Here is a 16,475-nt window from a genome sequence, read left to right as displayed (position 1 = left end):
GAGGTAGTGAATACTGGCTGCCGATCACTGAGCAGCCCAGGGGGGGCACACCATGACCAGTTCGAACTCACGCCGTTCCGTCCTCAGATCGGCCCTCGCCGTGGGCGGAGTCGCCGTCTCCGCCACCGCGGTCTCCACCGGCGACGCCGCCGCCGTGGCGGCCGACGCCGGATGGGTCAACGTGAAGGACTACGGGGCCAAGGGAGACGGCACCACCGACGACACCGCCGCGATCCAGGCCGCGTTGGACGCCTGCCTGCCGGGCAACGTCACCGTCCTCCCGGCCGGGGTGTACCGCACGAGCGCTCCCCTGCGCATAGGCCCCTACGTGACCCTCCAGGGCTCGCACGGCGGCGGTGAGGCCCAGCCGAACGCCGAGAACCCGGTGGTCGGCATCCGCCCCCTTCCGTCGTTCACCGGAAACGCGGTCATCGAGATCCTGGACCGGCAGCTGGGGGGCTACTCCCGCCCGGCCAACGGGCAGCGCATCTTCTCCCTGAGCATCGACGGGTCCGACCTGCCCCGCTCCGGAGCGGAGATCGACGGCATCCGTGCGACCGGGCAGATCCAGCACCTCCAGCTCCGGGACGTCCATGTCCGCTCCGTCACCGGCATCGGGATCAACACCTGGTACAACTTCAACGCCACGGGCGGCCCCCAGGCCCCGTTCTGCCTGCACTACGACCGCGTCTCCGTGCTGTGGACCGGCTCCCACGGCATCGTCCTGAACAACTCCACCGACTCCGTCTTCCACGACGTGTACGTCCTGGGCGTCGGCGGCTGCGGCTGGTGGATGTCGGGCGCGGGCAACTCCTCCTTCACCAGCTGCCGGGCGGAGTGGTCGAAGCTGCACGGATTCGACTTCGAGTCCGTACCAGGAGTGATCCGGATGGTCGCGTGCTCCACCGACCGCAACGGCTGGTCCGGCATGTACGTCCACGCGACGGACACCACCGGAGTCCTCATGCTGTCGGCCACCCAGCTCACCCGGGACGGCAAGAACGGCGGCGCCGGTGGCGGTGGCTACGCGGGCCTGGGCGTCGCGAGCTCACAGTGCAAGGTCATCGCCGACGGACTCGTGGTCCTCACGGGCAAGGACGACGACGGAACGGGGGTGGCGAGCCCCCAGTACGGCGTGCGGGCCGACTACTCCGCCTACGTCGTGGTCAACTCGGGCCACCTCCAGGGAGTCTCGTCCCCCTGGCAGAACGGCACCGGCAACACGAAATTCGTCAAGGGAACCCTCGTGGGCACCGGCTGACGAGACGCCCTGCCGGGAGCGGCCGTTCAGCAGCAGCCCGCTCCCGGCAACGTCCGCCGGTTCCGCGCCTCCTTGTTCCGCGCGGCCAGCAACTCGTCGGCCGGATACCCGACCTCCTCCAACGTCAGCCCATGCGGCCGTACGACATGCACGGCGGAGTCCCTGACCCCCGCGGCCAGCACCTTCCCCGGCCAGTCGCTCGCCCGATGCCCGTCCCCCACGAAGAGCAGCGCCCCGATGAGCGACCGCACCATGTTGTGGCAGAAGGCGTCGGCGCGCACGGTGGCGGTGATGATCCCGTCGTCGCCCTTGCGCAGGCTCAGCTCCTGGAGGGTACGGATCGTCGTCGCCCCCTCCCGCTTCTTGCAGTAGGCGGCGAAGTCGTGCTCCCCCAGCAGCCGTTCGGCGGCCTCGTTCATGGCGTCGACGTCAAGCGGCCAGTCGTGCCACAGCACGTGATTGCGCAGCAACGGATCCACCCCACCGGGGTTGTCGGTCACCCGGTACGCATACCGCCGCCACACCGCCGAGAACCGCGCGTTGAACCCGCTCGGCGCCTCCCGCAGCGCCCACACCCGCACGTCCTTCGGCAACCGCCCGGCGAGCCGCTTGAGCAGCTTCTCGTGATGCTCGCGCCAGACGGACTCCGGCAGATCGACATGCGCGACCTGCCCCCGGGCGTGCACCCCGGCATCGGTCCGCCCGGCCACGGTCAGCTCGTACGTCGTCCCGCCCGACCGCGTCACGGTCCGCAGGGCGTCCTCGATCTCCCCCTGCACGGTCCGCCGCCCCCCGGCCTGCTTGGCCCACCCGGAGAACTCGGTCCCGTCGTAGGAGAGATCAAGGCGGACACGCACGAACCCGGGCTCAACTTCGTCACTCACACAGAGATCCTCTCAGGTACAAAAAAAGCGGGCCCGCTCCTGTAAAGGAACGGACCCGCCAACGCCCTGCTTCCAGGGGCGCGGGGAACTGCGCGACCAGCCACTACGAACCCGCAGCCGCCGACCGAACAGCCCCCGGCAGACGCTTACGCGTCCTTCGACTCCTCGGCAGCATCCTCAGCCTCGTCGGCCTTGGTCACGTCCACCTTGGTCTCCTCGGCGACCGGAGCAGCCTCGGCGTCCTTGGCGGCACGCTTGGTCGCGGCCTCGGCCTCACCCGTCGCCTGCTGCGCAACCGTCAGCGCCTCGACCAGCTCGATGACAGCCATGGGCGCGTTGTCGCCACGGCGGTTACCGATCTTGGTGATACGGGTGTAGCCACCCGGACGGTTCTCGTACCGCGGGCCGATCTCGGTGAAGAGCGTGTGCACGACGCTCTTGTCCGTGATGACCTGGAGCACCTGGCGGCGGTTGTGAAGGTCACCCTTCTTCGCCTTGGTCACCAGACGCTCGGCGTACGGCCGCAGACGGCGGGCCTTCGCCTCGGTGGTGGTGATGCGGCCGTGCTCGAACAGCGACTTCGCGAGGTTCGCGAGGAGCAGCTTCTCGTGCGCGGCGCTGCCGCCCAGACGGGCACCCTTGGTGGGCTTCGGCATTGTTCTTCTCCTGTGTGTCTGCCCCGGCCGTATCAGGTACCGGGGTCAGGAACCCGATGAGCGGATGCTCACCGGCAAAGACCGATCAGTACTGCTCGGTCTCCACGAAACCCGCGTCCGCGTCGTCGTCGGCGCCGAAGGCGTCGGCGGCGGCGGTCGGGTCGAATCCGGGCGGGCTGTCCTTGAGGGCCAGGCCCATGCCGGCCAGCTTCGCCTTGACCTCGTCGATGGACTTCGCACCGAAGTTGCGGATGTCCAGGAGGTCGGCCTCGGAGCGGGCGACGAGCTCACCCACGGAGTGGATGCCCTCACGCTTGAGGCAGTTGTAGGAGCGGACCGTGAGCTCCAGCTCCTCGATCGGCAGCGCGAGGTCGGCGGCCAGGGCGGCGTCCGTGGGGGACGGGCCCATGTCGATGCCCTCGGCGTCGATGTTCAGCTCGCGGGCGAGACCGAACAGCTCGACCAGCGTCTTACCGGCGGACGCCATGGCGTCACGGGGACGCATCGCCTGCTTGGTCTCGACGTCGACGATCAGCTTGTCGAAGTCGGTGCGCTGCTCGACACGCGTGGCCTCGACCTTGTACGTGACCTTCAGCACCGGCGAGTAGATGGAGTCGACCGGGATACGGCCGATCTCCTGGCCCACCTGCTTGTTCTGCACGGCGGAGACGTAACCGCGGCCACGCTCGACCGTCAGCTCCATCTCCAGCTTGCCCTTGCCGTTGAGCGTGGCGAGGACCAGGTCGGGGTTGTGCACCTCGACACCGGCCGGGGGCGCGATGTCGGCGGCGGTGACCAGACCCGGGCCCTGCTTGCGCAGGTACATCACGACCGGCTCGTCGTGCTCCGAGGAGACGACCAGCTGCTTGATGTTGAGGATCAGGTCGGTGACGTCCTCCTTGACGCCCGGCACGGTGGTGAACTCGTGCAGGACACCGTCGATGCGGATGCTGGTGACAGCAGCGCCGGGGATCGACGACAGGAGGGTACGGCGCAGGGAGTTGCCGAGGGTGTAGCCGAAGCCCGGCTCCAGCGGCTCGATCACGAACCGGGAGCGGAACTCGTCGACGACCTCTTCGGTCAACGAGGGACGCTGAGCGATCAGCATGTTGCGTTCCTTCTGTCAGGGGCGCCCGCTATTTGACGCCCTGATATGTGACAAGGGTACGGGCGATACGACTCAGAAGAGCCGTACCGCCCGAGAAGCCCTGCGAAGCGAGGTCAGACGCGACGACGCTTCGGCGGACGGCAGCCGTTGTGCGGGGTGGGCGTGACGTCCTGGATGGAGCCGACCTCGAGACCGGTCGCCTGCAGCGAACGGATGGCCGTCTCGCGACCCGAACCCGGGCCCTTGACGAACACGTCAACCTTGCGCATGCCGTGCTCCTGCGCGCGGCGGGCGGCCGACTCGGCGGCCATCTGCGCGGCGAAGGGGGTGGACTTGCGCGAGCCCTTGAAGCCGACGTGGCCGGCGGAGGCCCAGGAGATCACGTTGCCCGAGGGGTCCGTGATCGAGACGATCGTGTTGTTGAACGTGCTCTTGATGTGCGCGTGGCCGTGAGCGACGTTCTTCTTTTCCTTGCGGCGCACCTTCTTGGCAGCGCCCTGACGACCCTTGGGGGGCATCTACAAACTCCTACGGGGAGGTGGTCGGTCCTACAGCGAAGACCGCTGATGAAGCGTTGTCCGCTGAGGACTACTTCTTGCCCGGCTTCTTCTTACCGGCGATGGCGCGACGCGGGCCCTTGCGGGTGCGGGCGTTCGTGCTCGTACGCTGACCGCGGACGGGCAGACCACGACGGTGACGGAGACCCTGGTAGCAGCCGATCTCGACCTTGCGGCGGATGTCGGCCTGGATCTCGCGACGGAGGTCACCCTCGGTCTTGATGTTGCTGTCGACGTACTCACGAATCGCGACGAGCTGCTCCTCGGAGAGGTCGCGAACGCGGGTGTTCGGGTCGATGCCGGTCTCCGCCAGCGTCTGCTGGGAGAGGGTCCGACCGATGCCGAACACGTAGGTCAGGGCGACCTCCACGCGCTTTTCGCGCGGGATGTCAACACCGGAAACGCGTGCCATTCAATGGCTCCTGGTGATCTTCGGAGGTCTTCCACAGAACCGGCTCCCAGCCGCCGTACCAGGTACGAACTGGGTCCTCGGCCTCCGAACCGAGGGTGTCAGACGACGTACGCCGTCTGGGTCCTGCGTATGAACAATTCAGCTCGCGTCGCGCGAATCTCTGCGATGTCGATGCAGAGGGATTGGTCGTGCGTCAGCCCTGGCGCTGCTTGTGGCGCGGGTTCTCGCAGATGACCATGACCCGACCGTGACGGCGGATCACCCTGCACTTGTCGCAGATCTTCTTGACGCTCGGCTTGACCTTCATTGGTGAGGTTCTCCGGGTCAGTGCCACCACCCCGCCCGAGGACGGGATGCGGGCAAGATCTACTTGTAGCGGTAGACGATCCGGCCACGCGTCAGGTCGTACGGAGACAGCTCCACCACGACCCGGTCGTCAGGGAGGATGCGGATGTAGTGCATACGCATCTTGCCGCTGATGTGTGCCAGGACCTGGTGGCCGTTCTGGAGCTCGACCTTGAACATGGCGTTCGGAAGAGACTCGACGACAGTGCCCTCGATCTCGATGGCACCTTGCTTCTTGGCCACGCTTCGCCCTTCGAATCGACTACCTTGATCGACTCCCGCACCTTTTCCCTTACGGGTGCATGCGGACATGCGGGTGCACGAGAGCCGACGAGTCAGTCTACGTCAGCGCATCCGGAAAGACGAATCGAGGAAGAATGCCCCGGCGCGGAGATCCTTAAGCACGCTTGTTCTCAGCCCAGCGGATCGGGAGCGGCGGTGACGCCGTACTCCGCCAGCTTCGCCTTGCCGCCATCGGGCGCCGTGAGCACCAGCGGACCCTCCTCGGTCAGCGCCACCGAGTGCTCCCAGTGCGAGGACCAGGTGCCGTCCGTCGTGATGACCGTCCAGTCGTCCGAGAGGACCTCGGTCCTGGGGGTGCCCAGCGACACCATCGGCTCGATGGCAAGGCAGAACCCGGGGACCAGCTTCGGGCCCTTGCCCCGGCGCCGGTCGACGTAGTTCAGCAGATGCGGGTCCATGTGCATCTCGGTGCCGATGCCGTGGCCGCCGTAGTCCTCGATGATCCCGTACTTGCCGCCGCCCGGCTTCGGCTGGCGGCGGATGTAGGTCTCGATGGCGCGGGAGACGTCGACGAGGCGGTTGCCCTGCTTCACGGCCGCGATACCGGCCCACATCGACTCCTCCGTCACCCGGGAGAGCTCGATCAGCTCCGGAGCGTGACCCGAGCCCACGAAGGCGGTGAAGGCCGCGTCCCCGTGCCAGCCGTCGACGATCGCGCCGGCGTCGATGGAGATGATGTCGCCGTCCTTGAGGACGACGTCGTCGGAGGGGATGCCGTGGACGACGACCTCGTTGACGGAGGTGCAGATCGTCGCGGGGAAACCGCCGTACCCGAGGAAGTTCGACTTCGCGCCGTGCTCGGCGATCACCTTGCGCGCGACCTCGTCGAGGTCCTTGGTGCTGGCGCCGGGGACCGCGGCCTCCCGCGTGGCCGCGTGGATCGCGGCGACGACCAGCCCCGCCTGCCGCATCTTGGCGATCTGCTCGGGGCTCTTGATCTGCACCATGGGGTCCTGCGCTCTCCGTGACTCGACGGGTTCGGGTTTCCTACACAACAGTACGGCCGTGCAGTCCCTCAGGACTCCACGGCCGTACCAGGACGACGACTACTGGTCGTCGCCCTCACGCTTCAGCGCGGCCAGCGCACGAGTGGTGACCTCGTCCACCGGACCCATGGCCTCGATCGTCACCACCAGGCCCTGGGCCTTGTAGTAGTCGATGATCGGCTCGGTCTGCGTGTGGTAGACCTCCAGCCGCGTCCGGACGGTGGCCTCGGAGTCGTCGTCACGCTGGTACAGCTCGCCGCCGCAGACGTCGCAGACGCCTTCCTTGGCGGGCTTCTTGTACGAGACGTGGAAGACGTGCGCGGAGTCGTTGCGGCAGATGCGCCGGCCGGCGATCCGCTTGACGACCTCCTCCTCCGGGGCCTCCAGGTCGAGCACGGCGTCCAGCTTGATGCCCTCGGTGTTCAGCAGCTCGTCCAGCGCCTCGGCCTGCGAGACGTTCCGCGGGAAGCCGTCCAGGAGGAAGCCGTTCACGGCGTCCGCCTGCTCCATGCGGTCCTTGGCCATCGCGATGGTCACCTCGTCGGGGACGAGGTTGCCGGCGTCCATGTAGGACTTCGCGAGTTTGCCGAGCTCCGTCTGCTGGCTGATGTTGGCGCGGAACAGGTCGCCCGTGGAGATGTGCGGGACACGCAGTTTCTCGGCGAGGCGCGTGGCCTGCGTTCCCTTTCCGGCACCAGGCGGCCCGACGAGGACGATTCGCATCAGCGGAGGAACCCTTCGTAATTGCGCTGCTGGAGCTGGCTCTCGATCTGCTTCACCGTCTCGAGACCGACACCCACGATGATCAGGATGCTGGTACCGCCGAAGGGGAAGTTCTGGTTTGCCCCGAAACCAACCAACGCCATCGTCGGGACGAGAGCAATCAGGCCCAAGTACAGCGAACCCGGCCAGGTGATCCGGTTGAGCACGTACGACAGGTACTCAGCGGTCGGTCGGCCAGCCCGGATGCCCGGGATGAAGCCACCATACTTCTTCATGTTGTCGGCTACTTCCTCGGGGTTGAACGAGATAGCCACGTAGAAGAAGGCGAAGAAAACGATGAGCAAGAAGTACAGCGTGATGTAGATCGGGTGGTCGCCCTTGGTCAGGTTGGTCTCGATCCACGTCTTCCAGCTCGACGTACCGCTTGAGAACTGCGCGATGAGAGCCGGGATGTAGAGCAGCGACGACGCGAAGATGACGGGGATCACACCCGCCTGGTTCACCTTCAGCGGGATGTACGTCGACGTGCCGCCGTAGGCGCGGCGGCCGATCATGCGCTTCGCGTACTGCACCGGGATGCGGCGCTGGGCCTGCTCGACGAAGACCACCAGGCCGACCATGACCAGGCCGACCGCGATGACCGTGCCGAACTCGATCCAGCCGTCGGCCAGGGTGCCGGACTTCTTGATGGCCCACAGGGCGGACGGGAAGGTCGCGGCGATCGAGATGAACATCAGGATCGACATGCCGTTGCCGATACCGCGGTCGGTGATGAGCTCACCGAGCCACATGACGACGGCCGTACCCGCGGTCATGGTGACGACCATGACGATCGTGGTGAAGATCGAGCGGTCCGGGACGATGCCCGAAGCGGCCGAGCAGCCGGAGAAGAGGGCGCCGCTGCGGGCGGTGGCGACGAGGCCGGTGCCCTGCAGGATGGCGAGCGCGACGGTCAGGTAACGCGTGTACTGCGTGATCTTCGCCGTACCGGCCTGGCCCTCCTTCTTGAGGGCTTCCAGACGCGGGATCACGACGGTCAGCAGCTGAAGGATGATGCTCGCCGTGATGTACGGCATGATCCCCAGCGCGAAGATCGTGATCTGGAGCAGCGCGCCGCCGCTGAACATGTTGACCAGACCGAAGAGGCCCTGGTTCGCGGACGCCTCGTCGACGCACTGCTGGACGGACTTGTAGTCGACGCCCGGGATCGGGATATGCGTACCGACCCGGTACACCACGATGATGGCGAGCGTGAAGAGCAGCTTCTTGCGCAGGTCGGGCGTCCTGAACGCCCGGGCGAACGCGGTGAGCACGGTGCCTCCTGCGACCCCCGCGCTACTGCGTCAAGGGTGACGGTCTTGAGGTTCGACGGATGAAGACGAATACGTAACGGCCAACTGCCGCCCAGAGTGCCTCACGTGAAGCGCCCTGTGAAAGTTGGCAGTGCAGGCCACCTTACCGGCGAGACTGCCACCCTAGGAACGACCAACCGGGGATACCCCTTTTGTGGGGTATCCCCGGTCGGGATCGCTCAAGTCATCGAGACGCCTGAGATGTTCAGACGAGCTCGGTGACGGTGCCGCCGGCCGCGGTGATCTTCTCCTTGGCGGAGCCGGAGACGGCGTCGACCGTCACCTGCAGCGCCACGGAGAGCTCACCCTGGCCGAGGACCTTGACGAGGCTGTTCTTGCGAACGGCACCCTTGGCCACCAGACCCTCGACCGTGACCTCGCCACCCTCGGGGTAGAGCGCGGCCAGCTTGTCGAGGTTCACGACCTGGTACTCGGTCTTGAACGGGTTCTTGAAGCCCTTCAGCTTCGGAAGACGCATGTGGAGGGGCATCTGCCCACCCTCGAAGCGCTCCGGAACCTGGTAGCGGGCCTTCGTGCCCTTGGTACCACGACCGGCCGTCTTACCCTTCGACGCCTCACCACGACCCACACGGGTCTTGGCGGTCTTGGCGCCCGGGGCGGGACGGAGGTTGTGGATCTTGAGCGGGTTGTTCTCCGCCATGATCAGTCGACCTCCTCGACCGTCACGAGGTGGCGGACGGTGTGCACCATGCCGCGGAACTCGGGGCGGTCCTCCTTGACGACCTGCGTGTTGATGCCCTTGAGACCAAGGGAACGCAGGGTGTCACGGTGGTTCTGCTTGCTGCCGATGTAGGACTTGACCTGCGTAATCTTGAGCTGAGCCATGATTACGCACCCGCCCCGGCACGCGCACGGAGCAGAGCCGCGGGGGCGACGTCCTCGAGCGGCAGACCACGGCGGGCCGCGATCTCCTCGGGACGCTGCAGACCCTTCAGGGCCTCCACGGTCGCGTGCACGATGTTGATCGCGTTGTCGGAGCCGAGCGACTTCGACAGCACGTCGTGAATACCGGCGCACTCGAGCACGGCACGCACCGGACCACCGGCGATAACACCGGTACCCGGGGACGCGGGCTTGAGCAGCACGACGCCGGCAGCCTTCTCACCCTGGATGGGGTGCGGGATGGTGCCCTGGATACGGGGGACCTTGAAGAAGTGCTTCTTGGCCTCCTCAACACCCTTGGCGATGGCGGCCGGCACCTCCTTGGCCTTGCCGTAACCGACACCCACGGTGCCGTCACCGTCGCCCACCACGACCAGCGCGGTGAAGCTGAAGCGACGACCACCCTTCACAACCTTGGCGACACGGTTGATCGCGACAACGCGCTCAACGTAAGCGGTCTTCTCGGCGGCAGCAGCGCCACCGTCACGACCCTTACGGTCCCGCCGCTCGCCGCCACCGGCACCGCCACCGCGGCGCTGGGGTCCAGCCATTGGATTACCTCTCTCTTTCCGCTAGCTACGAGCGGCTCAGAACTTGAGCCCGGCTTCGCGGGCGGCGTCCGCCAGGGCGGCGATGCGCCCGGCGTACTGGTTGCCACCACGGTCGAATACGACAGCCTCGACGCCCGCGGCCTTGGCGCGCTCGGCGACCAGGGCGCCGACCGACTTGGCCTGCGCGGACTTGTCGCCCTCGTTACCGCGGATCGAGGTGTCCAGGGTCGACGCCGACGCCAGGGTGTGACCCTTGATGTCGTCGATGACCTGGGCCACGATGTGGCGGTTCGAGCGCGTGACTACGAGACGCGGACGCTCAGCCGTACCCGAGATGTTCTTACGGATACGGATGTGACGGCGCTTGATCGCGGCGCGCTTGTAGGCGTCGCCCTTGAGGATCTTCTGTCCGTATGCCATGGCTTACTTACCCGCCTTTCCGACCTTGCGGCGGATGACTTCGCCCTCGTACTTGACGCCCTTGGCCTTGTACGGGTCGGGCTTGCGCAGCTTGCGGATGTTGGCCGCAACCTCGCCGACCTTCTGCTTGTCGATGCCCTCGACCGAGAACCGGGTGGGGGCCTCCACCTTGAAGGTGATGCCCTCGGGGGCCTCGACGGTGATCGGGTGGCTGTAGCCGAGAGCGAACTCCAGGTTCGAACCCTTGGCGGTCACTCGGTAACCGACACCGCTGATCTCGAGCTTCTTCACGTAACCCTCGGTCACGCCGGTGATCATGTTCGCCACCAGCGTGCGGGACAGGCCGTGGAGGGCCTTGTTCTGACGCTCGTCGTTCGGGCGGGTGACGTTCAGAACGCCGTCCTCACCCTTCGCGATCTCGATCGGCGCGGCAACGGTGTGGCTCAGGGAACCCTTGGGGCCCTTGACCGAGACCGTACGGCCGTCGATGGTGACGTCCACGCCGGCGGGAACCGTGATGGGGAGCTTGCCAATACGCGACATAGCTTTTTCCTCCGATTCCTTTCCGCTACCAGACGTAGGCGAGGACTTCTCCGCCTACGCCCTTCTTGCCGGCCTGCTTGTCGGTCAGGAGACCGTGCGACGTGGAGATGATCGCCACGCCGAGGCCACCAAGGACCTTGGGCAGGTTGGTGGACTTCGCGTAAACCCGGAGACCGGGCTTGGAGATCCGCTTGATGCCCGCGATGGAGCGCTCACGGTTCGGGCCGAACTTCAGCTCGAGGACGAGGTTCTTGCCGACCTCGGCGTCCTCGACCTTCCAGCCCGTGATGAAGCCCTCCTGCTGGAGGATCTCCGCGATGTGGGACTTGATCTTGGACGCCGGCATCGTCACGGAGTCGTGGTACGCCGAGTTCGCGTTCCGCAGACGCGTAAGCATGTCTGCGATCGGATCAGTCATGGTCATGAATTGGCCTTCGGCCTCTCTCGCCGGGGTTTCCAGGTGCCCATCCCTCTCCTCGATCCGAGACGAGGCGGGTGCGGTGCGGTGGACCTACGGCGTAGTAAGTCGTACGGGCGACCGTCAGGCGCCCAACCCTCCAAGCCTAAGCCATGGAGAGGAGGGCGCCTGACACGCCCATTGCTTACCGAGAGCTTCGGGAATCCCTAAAAAGCGGGGATTACCAGGAGCTCTTGGTCACGCCCGGCAGCTCGCCACGGTGAGCCATCTCACGAAGGCACACGCGGCACAGGCCGAACTTGCGGTACACGGAGTGCGGACGGCCGCAGCGCTGGCAGCGGGTGTACGCGCGCACACCGAACTTGGGCTTGCGAGCAGCCTTGGCAATCAGAGCCTTCTTCGCCATCTCGCTCACGCCTCCTTGAAGGGGAAGCCGAGGTGACGAAGGAGCGCGCGGCCCTCAGCGTCGTTGGTCGCCGTGGTCACCACGGTGATGTCCATGCCCCGGGTACGGTCGATCTTGTCCTGGTCGATCTCGTGGAACATGACCTGCTCGGTGAGACCGAAGGTGTAGTTGCCACGGCCGTCGAACTGCTTGGGGGACAGACCACGGAAGTCGCGGATGCGCGGCAGCGCGAGCGACAGGGTGCGGTCCAGGAACTCCCACATGCGGTCGCCACGGAGCGTGACGTGGGCACCGATCGGCTGGCCCTCACGCAGCTTGAACTGCGCGATGGACTTGCGGGCCTTGGTGACGGCCGGCTTCTGACCGGTGATCGTGGTGAGGTCGCGGATGGCGCCCTCGATCAGCTTGGAGTCGCGGGCGGCGTCGCCCACACCCATGTTGACCACGATCTTGACGAGGCCGGGGATCTGCATGACGTTCTCGTAGGAGAACTCCTCACGCAGCTTGCCCGCGATCTCCTCGCGGTACTTCGTCTTGAGACGCGGAGTGGTGGTGGTAGCCATCAGATGTCCTCACCCGTCCGCTTGGCAACGCGGATCTTGTTGCCCTCGTCGTCGAAGCGGTAACCGACACGCGTGACGACCTTGTTGCCGTCCTTCTCAACGACCAGCTGGACGTTGGAGACGTGGATCGGCGCCTCGGTCGTGACGATGCCGCCGGCCTGCGAACCGCTGGCGGTCGGACCGGCCTTGGTGTGCTTCTTGACCCGGTTGACACCCTCGACCAGGACGCGCTCGTCGCGCGGGTAAGCGGCAATGACCTTGCCCTGCTTGCCCTTGTCCTTACCGGTGATGACCTGGACCAGGTCGCCCTTCTTGATCTTCATGCTTACAGCACCTCCGGCGCGAGCGAGATGATCTTCATGAACTTCTTCTCGCGCAGCTCACGGCCGACGGGGCCGAAGATACGGGTGCCGCGAGGGTCGCCGTCGTTCTTCAGAATGACGGCGGCGTTCTCGTCGAAGCGGATGTACGAGCCGTCCGGACGGCGGCGCTCCTTGACGGTGCGAACGATGACCGCCTTGACGACGTCACCCTTCTTCACGTTGCCACCGGGGATCGCGTCCTTGACGGTGGCGACGATGACGTCACCGATGCCCGCGTAGCGGCGACCGGAGCCACCGAGCACACGGATGCAAAGGATCTCCTTCGCACCAGTGTTGTCGGCGACACGCAGTCGCGACTCCTGCTGGATCACGTCTATCTCCTGTTTGTCTGCCGGTTCCCCGGGGGCCGTTCAGGAACGGCCCCCGGAGCCTGGCGGAACTGTCCTGCGAGGGGTGCCTCGCAGGAAATTACTTGGCCTTCTCGAGGATCTCGACGACGCGCCAGCGCTTGGTCGCCGACAGCGGGCGGGTCTCCGCGAGGAGGACCCGGTCGCCGACGCCGGCAGCGTTCTGCTCGTCGTGCGCCTTGAGCTTGTTCGTACGGCGGATGACCTTGCCGTACAGGGCGTGCTTCACGCGGTCCTCGACGGCGACGACGACGGTCTTGTCCATCTTGTCGCTGACGACGAGACCCTCACGGGTCTTGCGGAAGCCGCGGGCCTCTGCGTTCTCAGTCACGTTGCTCTCGCTCATGCGTTCTCCACCGTTTCGATGCCCAGCTCACGCTCGCGCATCAGGGTGTAGATCCGCGCGATGTCCTTACGGACGGCCTTCAGCCGACCGTGGTTTTCGAGCTGACCCGTGGCCGCCTGGAAGCGGAGGTTGAACAGCTCTTCCTTGGCCTCGCGGAGCTTGTTCAGCAGCTCCTCGTTGCCCAGCTCGCGCAGCTCGGACGCCTTGGTACCGGCCGACATCACGCTTCACCTGCCTCGCGCTTGACGATCCGGCACTTCATCGGCAGCTTGTGGGCCGCACGAGTCAGCGCCTCACGGGCGATCTTCTCGTTGGGGTACGACAGCTCGAACATCACGCGTCCGGGCTTGACGTTGGCGATCCACCACTCCGGCGAACCCTTACCGGAACCCATGCGGGTCTCGGCAGGCTTCTTGGTGAGGGGACGGTCCGGGTAGATGTTGATCCAGACCTTGCCACCACGCTTGATGTGACGCGTCATGGCGATACGAGCGGCCTCGATCTGGCGGTTCGTCACATACGCCGGGGTGAGCGCCTGGATGCCGTACTCGCCGAACGCAACCTGCGTGCCGCCCTTGGCAGCGCCGGAGCGCTTCGGGTGGTGCTGCTTGCGGTGCTTGACCCTACGGGGGATCAGCATGTCGGTCAGGCCTCCGTTCCGGTGCTCTCAGCCGGAGCGGCGGCGGGGGCCTCGGCCTTGGGGGCCTCGGCGCCGGCAGCCTGCTGCGGCTTACGACCGCGCCGCTCGCCACCACGGCCACCACGGGCCGGGCGGTCGGCACCGCCACCGCGAGCCGGGCGGTTACCCGCACGGGCGGCAGCGTTCTCGGCGCGGACCTCGGCGATGTTCTTGACGTCGCCCTTGTAGATCCAGACCTTCACACCGATGCGGCCGAAGGTCGTCTTGGCCTCGAAGAAGCCGTAGTCCACGTTCGCACGGAGCGTGTGCAGGGGCACACGGCCCTCGCGGTAGAACTCCGAGCGGGACATCTCGGCGCCACCGAGGCGGCCGCCGCACTGGATCTTGATGCCCTTGGCGCCGGCCTTCATCGCCGACTGCATGCTCTTACGCATGGCGCGGCGGAAGGAGACGCGGGAGGAGAGCTGCTCGGCAACGGCCTGAGCAACCAGCTGAGCGTCCGTCTCGGGGTTCTTGACCTCGAGGATGTTCAGCTGGACCTGCTTGCCCGTGAGCTTCTCGAGGTCGCCGCGGATGCGGTCGGCCTCGGCGCCACGGCGGCCGATGACGATGCCCGGACGCGCGGTGTGGATGTCCACACGCACACGGTCACGGGTGCGCTCGATCTCAACCTTCGAGATGCCGGCGCGCTCCATGCCGGACGTCATCATCCGACGGATGGCGACGTCTTCCTTGACGTAGTCCTTGTACAGCTTGTCGGCGTACCACCGGGACTTGAAGTCCGTGGTGACACCGAGCCGGAACCCATGCGGGTTAACCTTCTGGCCCATTACCGGGTTCCTTCCTTGCTGCTGACGACCACGGTGATGTGGCTGGTCCGCTTGCGGATCCGGTAGGCACGGCCCTGGGCGCGCGGCCGGAACCGCTTCAGGGTCGGACCCTCGTCGACGTACGCCTCGGAGATGAAGAGGCTGTCGGCGTCGGTGTGGTCGTAGTTGTGCGCGGCGTTGGCGATGGCGCTGTCGAGCACCTTGCCGACCGGCACGGAGGCTGCCTGCGGAGCGAATCGCAGAACAGCCTGAGCCTCCGTGGCATCCATGCCACGGATCAGGTCCACCACGCGGCGGGCCTTCATGGGCGTGACGCGGATGTACCGCGCCTGGGCCCTGGCTTCCATGGTTGTCCCTCTCAGTTACTTACGTGTCTGAAGTGCGATCCGCTACTAGCGGCGCTTCGACTTCCGGTCTTCCTTGACGTGACCCCGGAAGGTACGAGTCGGCGAGAACTCGCCGAGCTTGTGACCGACCATCGACTCGGTGACGAACACCGGGATGTGGGTCTTGCCGTTGTGCACCGCGAGCGTGTGGCCGAGCATGGCCGGCACGATCATGGAGCGACGGGACCAGGTCTTGATGACGTTCTTGGTGCCTGCTTCGTTCTGGGCGTCCACCTTCTTGATCAGGTGGTCGTCGACGAAGGGCCCCTTCTTGAGACTGCGCGGCATCTAAACCCGCTCCTAGCGCTTCTTGTTCGTCTTGCGGCGGCGGACGATGTACTTGTTCGAAGCCTTCTTCGGCGAACGAGTACGACCCTCCTTCTGACCCCACGGGGAGACCGGGTGGCGACCACCGGAGGTCTTGCCCTCACCACCACCGTGCGGGTGGTCGACCGGGTTCATCGCGACACCACGGACGGTCGGGCGCACGCCCAGCCAGCGCTTACGGCCGGCCTTACCCCAGTTGATGTTGCTCTGCTCGGCGTTGCCGACCTCGCCGACGGTGGCGCGGCAGCGCACGTCGACCAGGCGGATCTCACCGGAAGGCATGCGGAGGTGAGCCATCTGGCCCTCCTTCGCGAGCAGCTGCACGGAGGCACCGGCGGAGCGGGCGAACTTGGCACCGCCACCGGGACGGAGCTCGATCGCGTGGATCGTGGTACCGACCGGGATGTTGCGGAGCGCCAGGTTGTTGCCCGGCTTGATGTCGGCCCCGGGACCGTTCTCGACGCGGTCACCCTGCTGCAGGTTGCGCGGGGCGAGGATGTAGCGCTTCTCGCCGTCGGCGTAGTGCAGCAGCGCGATGCGCGCGGTGCGGTTGGGGTCGTACTCGATGTGCGCGACCTTCGCCGGCACGCCGTCCTTGTCGTGACGACGGAAGTCGATCACTCGGTAGGCGCGCTTGTGTCCGCCACCCTGGTGGCGAACGGTCACACGACCGGCGTTGTTACGGCCGCCCTTGCTGTGCAGGGGGCGGACCAGCGACTTCTCCGGCGTGGACCGCGTGACCTCGACGAAGTCGGCGACGCTGGAGCCACGACGGCCCGGCGTAGTCGGCTTGTACTTGCGGATTCCCATTTCTCAGTCCTCGTC

The 16,475-nt window shown here is 66.3% G+C and carries 28 protein-coding genes; 1 reads left to right on the top strand and 27 read right to left on the bottom strand.

Annotated features, from left to right (window positions below; translation table 11 throughout):
- The first annotated feature begins 52 nt into the window (after positions 1-52).
- A complete protein-coding gene (locus CRP56_RS25925) occupies positions 53-1,261 on the top strand; it encodes a right-handed parallel beta-helix repeat-containing protein (protein ID WP_097267822.1) in 1,209 nt (402 codons plus the stop codon).
- Between the two features lie 26 nt (positions 1,262-1,287).
- Here CRP56_RS25925 and truA read toward each other — a convergent pair whose 3' ends face one another.
- From truA to rplB, 27 genes are all read right to left on the bottom strand, one after another.
- Positions 1,288-2,145 carry a tRNA pseudouridine(38-40) synthase TruA gene (truA, locus tag CRP56_RS25920; protein ID WP_097267820.1) on the bottom strand — a complete coding sequence of 286 codons (858 nt, stop codon included), beginning with the start codon at positions 2,143-2,145 and terminating at the stop codon, positions 1,288-1,290.
- Between the two features lie 146 nt (positions 2,146-2,291).
- A complete protein-coding gene (gene rplQ, locus CRP56_RS25915) occupies positions 2,292-2,801 on the bottom strand; it encodes a 50S ribosomal protein L17 (RefSeq protein ID WP_097267818.1) in 510 nt (169 codons plus the stop codon).
- An 85-nt stretch (positions 2,802-2,886) separates the two neighbouring features.
- A complete protein-coding gene (locus tag CRP56_RS25910) occupies positions 2,887-3,909 on the bottom strand; it encodes a DNA-directed RNA polymerase subunit alpha (protein WP_003966937.1) in 1,023 nt (340 codons plus the stop codon).
- A gap of 113 nt (positions 3,910-4,022) precedes the next feature.
- The gene (gene rpsK, locus CRP56_RS25905; RefSeq protein WP_003956432.1) at positions 4,023-4,427 is read right to left on the bottom strand and encodes a 30S ribosomal protein S11; all 405 of its coding nucleotides are present in this window, start codon (positions 4,425-4,427) and stop codon (positions 4,023-4,025) included.
- Between the two features lie 70 nt (positions 4,428-4,497).
- The gene (gene rpsM, locus CRP56_RS25900) at positions 4,498-4,878 is read right to left on the bottom strand and encodes a 30S ribosomal protein S13 (protein ID WP_093477045.1); all 381 of its coding nucleotides are present in this window, start codon (positions 4,876-4,878) and stop codon (positions 4,498-4,500) included.
- Positions 4,879-5,071: 193 nt separating this feature from the next.
- Positions 5,072-5,185: a 50S ribosomal protein L36 gene (gene rpmJ, locus CRP56_RS25895; RefSeq protein ID WP_003998809.1), complete on the bottom strand. Its 114-nt coding sequence runs from the start codon at positions 5,183-5,185 to the stop codon at positions 5,072-5,074.
- A gap of 59 nt (positions 5,186-5,244) precedes the next feature.
- The gene (infA, locus tag CRP56_RS25890) at positions 5,245-5,466 is read right to left on the bottom strand and encodes a translation initiation factor IF-1 (protein WP_003948620.1); all 222 of its coding nucleotides are present in this window, start codon (positions 5,464-5,466) and stop codon (positions 5,245-5,247) included.
- A gap of 170 nt (positions 5,467-5,636) precedes the next feature.
- Complete coding sequence (map, locus tag CRP56_RS25885; RefSeq protein ID WP_097267816.1) at positions 5,637-6,473, bottom strand: type I methionyl aminopeptidase; 837 nt, start codon at positions 6,471-6,473, stop codon at positions 5,637-5,639.
- A 99-nt stretch (positions 6,474-6,572) separates the two neighbouring features.
- Complete coding sequence (locus CRP56_RS25880; protein WP_097267814.1) at positions 6,573-7,235, bottom strand: adenylate kinase; 663 nt, start codon at positions 7,233-7,235, stop codon at positions 6,573-6,575.
- On the bottom strand, positions 7,235-8,548 hold the full coding sequence (secY, locus tag CRP56_RS25875; RefSeq protein WP_097267812.1) for a preprotein translocase subunit SecY: 1,314 nt from the start codon (positions 8,546-8,548) through the stop codon (positions 7,235-7,237). Before secY ends, CRP56_RS25880 begins: the two co-directional genes overlap by 1 nt.
- A 244-nt stretch (positions 8,549-8,792) precedes the next feature.
- Positions 8,793-9,248 carry a 50S ribosomal protein L15 gene (rplO, locus tag CRP56_RS25870; RefSeq protein WP_059192902.1) on the bottom strand — a complete coding sequence of 152 codons (456 nt, stop codon included), beginning with the start codon at positions 9,246-9,248 and terminating at the stop codon, positions 8,793-8,795.
- A gap of 2 nt (positions 9,249-9,250) precedes the next feature.
- Positions 9,251-9,433: a 50S ribosomal protein L30 gene (gene rpmD / locus CRP56_RS25865; RefSeq protein ID WP_003974250.1), complete on the bottom strand. Its 183-nt coding sequence runs from the start codon at positions 9,431-9,433 to the stop codon at positions 9,251-9,253.
- Positions 9,434-9,435: 2 nt separating this feature from the next.
- Positions 9,436-10,041, bottom strand: a complete 606-nt coding sequence (gene rpsE / locus CRP56_RS25860) for a 30S ribosomal protein S5 (RefSeq protein WP_009190144.1) — start codon at positions 10,039-10,041, stop codon at positions 9,436-9,438.
- A 36-nt stretch (positions 10,042-10,077) separates the two neighbouring features.
- Positions 10,078-10,461 (bottom strand): 50S ribosomal protein L18, encoded by a 384-nt coding sequence (rplR, locus tag CRP56_RS25855; RefSeq protein ID WP_059192903.1) that lies wholly within the window; start codon positions 10,459-10,461, stop codon positions 10,078-10,080.
- A gap of 3 nt (positions 10,462-10,464) precedes the next feature.
- Positions 10,465-11,004, bottom strand: coding sequence for a 50S ribosomal protein L6 (rplF, locus tag CRP56_RS25850; protein ID WP_059192904.1), 540 nt, complete (start codon positions 11,002-11,004; stop codon positions 10,465-10,467).
- A 25-nt stretch (positions 11,005-11,029) separates the two neighbouring features.
- Positions 11,030-11,428: a 30S ribosomal protein S8 gene (gene rpsH / locus CRP56_RS25845; RefSeq protein WP_007384075.1), complete on the bottom strand. Its 399-nt coding sequence runs from the start codon at positions 11,426-11,428 to the stop codon at positions 11,030-11,032.
- A gap of 214 nt (positions 11,429-11,642) precedes the next feature.
- A complete protein-coding gene (locus tag CRP56_RS25835; protein ID WP_003956452.1) occupies positions 11,643-11,828 on the bottom strand; it encodes a type Z 30S ribosomal protein S14 in 186 nt (61 codons plus the stop codon).
- A gap of 5 nt (positions 11,829-11,833) precedes the next feature.
- The gene (gene rplE / locus CRP56_RS25830) at positions 11,834-12,391 is read right to left on the bottom strand and encodes a 50S ribosomal protein L5 (RefSeq protein WP_003974255.1); all 558 of its coding nucleotides are present in this window, start codon (positions 12,389-12,391) and stop codon (positions 11,834-11,836) included.
- On the bottom strand, positions 12,391-12,714 hold the full coding sequence (gene rplX, locus CRP56_RS25825) for a 50S ribosomal protein L24 (RefSeq protein ID WP_018543913.1): 324 nt from the start codon (positions 12,712-12,714) through the stop codon (positions 12,391-12,393). Before rplX ends, rplE begins: the two co-directional genes overlap by 1 nt.
- Positions 12,715-12,716: 2 nt before the next feature.
- Positions 12,717-13,085: a 50S ribosomal protein L14 gene (gene rplN, locus CRP56_RS25820; protein ID WP_003998823.1), complete on the bottom strand. Its 369-nt coding sequence runs from the start codon at positions 13,083-13,085 to the stop codon at positions 12,717-12,719.
- 97 nt (positions 13,086-13,182) lie between these two features.
- On the bottom strand, positions 13,183-13,467 hold the full coding sequence (gene rpsQ, locus CRP56_RS25815) for a 30S ribosomal protein S17 (RefSeq protein WP_058923761.1): 285 nt from the start codon (positions 13,465-13,467) through the stop codon (positions 13,183-13,185).
- Complete coding sequence (gene rpmC, locus CRP56_RS25810) at positions 13,464-13,688, bottom strand: 50S ribosomal protein L29 (protein WP_059079052.1); 225 nt, start codon at positions 13,686-13,688, stop codon at positions 13,464-13,466. Before rpmC ends, rpsQ begins: the two co-directional genes overlap by 4 nt.
- Entirely contained in the window at positions 13,688-14,107 is a 420-nt protein-coding gene (gene rplP, locus CRP56_RS25805; protein ID WP_009327094.1) for a 50S ribosomal protein L16, read from the bottom strand. The genes rpmC and rplP overlap by 1 nt, the downstream gene beginning before the upstream one ends.
- Before the next feature lie 5 nt (positions 14,108-14,112).
- A complete protein-coding gene (rpsC, locus tag CRP56_RS25800; protein WP_062023386.1) occupies positions 14,113-14,937 on the bottom strand; it encodes a 30S ribosomal protein S3 in 825 nt (274 codons plus the stop codon).
- On the bottom strand, positions 14,937-15,284 hold the full coding sequence (rplV, locus tag CRP56_RS25795) for a 50S ribosomal protein L22 (protein WP_003974262.1): 348 nt from the start codon (positions 15,282-15,284) through the stop codon (positions 14,937-14,939). Before rplV ends, rpsC begins: the two co-directional genes overlap by 1 nt.
- A gap of 45 nt (positions 15,285-15,329) precedes the next feature.
- The gene (gene rpsS, locus CRP56_RS25790; protein ID WP_023547380.1) at positions 15,330-15,611 is read right to left on the bottom strand and encodes a 30S ribosomal protein S19; all 282 of its coding nucleotides are present in this window, start codon (positions 15,609-15,611) and stop codon (positions 15,330-15,332) included.
- 12 nt (positions 15,612-15,623) lie between these two features.
- Positions 15,624-16,460 carry a 50S ribosomal protein L2 gene (gene rplB / locus CRP56_RS25785; RefSeq protein WP_059192905.1) on the bottom strand — a complete coding sequence of 279 codons (837 nt, stop codon included), beginning with the start codon at positions 16,458-16,460 and terminating at the stop codon, positions 15,624-15,626.
- Positions 16,461-16,475 lie beyond the last annotated feature (15 nt).

The organism is Streptomyces sp. TLI_55 (assembly GCF_900206255.1).
Lineage (GTDB): Bacteria > Actinomycetota > Actinomycetes > Streptomycetales > Streptomycetaceae > Streptomyces > Streptomyces aquilus.
The sequence above is the reverse complement of the archived record's forward strand: the minus strand, read 5'-3'. Positions and strand labels throughout refer to the sequence as shown.

Bases quoted from the DNA above. Each gene is read 5' to 3' on its own strand.
- rpsM (WP_093477045.1), bottom strand. From the start codon at position 4,878: ATGGCACGCGTTTCCGGTGTTGACATCCCGCGCGAAAAGCGCGTGGAG.
- rpmC (WP_059079052.1), bottom strand. From the start codon at position 13,688: ATGTCGGCCGGTACCAAGGCGTCCGAGCTGCGCGAGCTGGGCAACGAG.
- rplB (WP_059192905.1), bottom strand. From the start codon at position 16,460: ATGGGAATCCGCAAGTACAAGCCGACTACGCCGGGCCGTCGTGGCTCC.
- rplV (WP_003974262.1), bottom strand. From the start codon at position 15,284: ATGGAAGCCAGGGCCCAGGCGCGGTACATCCGCGTCACGCCCATGAAG.
- rplF (WP_059192904.1), bottom strand. From the start codon at position 11,004: ATGTCGCGTATTGGCAAGCTCCCCATCACGGTTCCCGCCGGCGTGGAC.
- rplP (WP_009327094.1), bottom strand. From the start codon at position 14,107: ATGCTGATCCCCCGTAGGGTCAAGCACCGCAAGCAGCACCACCCGAAG.
- rpsS (WP_023547380.1), bottom strand. From the start codon at position 15,611: ATGCCGCGCAGTCTCAAGAAGGGGCCCTTCGTCGACGACCACCTGATC.
- rpsE (WP_009190144.1), bottom strand. From the start codon at position 10,041: ATGGCTGGACCCCAGCGCCGCGGTGGCGGTGCCGGTGGCGGCGAGCGG.
- rplO (WP_059192902.1), bottom strand. From the start codon at position 9,248: ATGGCGGAGAACAACCCGCTCAAGATCCACAACCTCCGTCCCGCCCCG.
- rpmD (WP_003974250.1), bottom strand. From the start codon at position 9,433: ATGGCTCAGCTCAAGATTACGCAGGTCAAGTCCTACATCGGCAGCAAG.
- rplR (WP_059192903.1), bottom strand. From the start codon at position 10,461: ATGGCATACGGACAGAAGATCCTCAAGGGCGACGCCTACAAGCGCGCC.
- rplE (WP_003974255.1), bottom strand. From the start codon at position 12,391: ATGGCTACCACCACCACTCCGCGTCTCAAGACGAAGTACCGCGAGGAG.
- rpsC (WP_062023386.1), bottom strand. From the start codon at position 14,937: ATGGGCCAGAAGGTTAACCCGCATGGGTTCCGGCTCGGTGTCACCACG.
- CRP56_RS25880 (WP_097267814.1), bottom strand. From the start codon at position 7,235: ATGCGAATCGTCCTCGTCGGGCCGCCTGGTGCCGGAAAGGGAACGCAG.
- rpsH (WP_007384075.1), bottom strand. From the start codon at position 11,428: ATGACCATGACTGATCCGATCGCAGACATGCTTACGCGTCTGCGGAAC.
- map (WP_097267816.1), bottom strand. From the start codon at position 6,473: ATGGTGCAGATCAAGAGCCCCGAGCAGATCGCCAAGATGCGGCAGGCG.
- CRP56_RS25910 (WP_003966937.1), bottom strand. From the start codon at position 3,909: ATGCTGATCGCTCAGCGTCCCTCGTTGACCGAAGAGGTCGTCGACGAG.
- rplX (WP_018543913.1), bottom strand. From the start codon at position 12,714: ATGAAGATCAAGAAGGGCGACCTGGTCCAGGTCATCACCGGTAAGGAC.
- CRP56_RS25925 (WP_097267822.1), top strand. From the start codon at position 53: ATGACCAGTTCGAACTCACGCCGTTCCGTCCTCAGATCGGCCCTCGCC.
- rpsK (WP_003956432.1), bottom strand. From the start codon at position 4,427: ATGCCCCCCAAGGGTCGTCAGGGCGCTGCCAAGAAGGTGCGCCGCAAG.
- rpmJ (WP_003998809.1), bottom strand. From the start codon at position 5,185: ATGAAGGTCAAGCCGAGCGTCAAGAAGATCTGCGACAAGTGCAGGGTG.
- CRP56_RS25835 (WP_003956452.1), bottom strand. From the start codon at position 11,828: ATGGCGAAGAAGGCTCTGATTGCCAAGGCTGCTCGCAAGCCCAAGTTC.
- rplQ (WP_097267818.1), bottom strand. From the start codon at position 2,801: ATGCCGAAGCCCACCAAGGGTGCCCGTCTGGGCGGCAGCGCCGCGCAC.
- rpsQ (WP_058923761.1), bottom strand. From the start codon at position 13,467: ATGAGCGAGAGCAACGTGACTGAGAACGCAGAGGCCCGCGGCTTCCGC.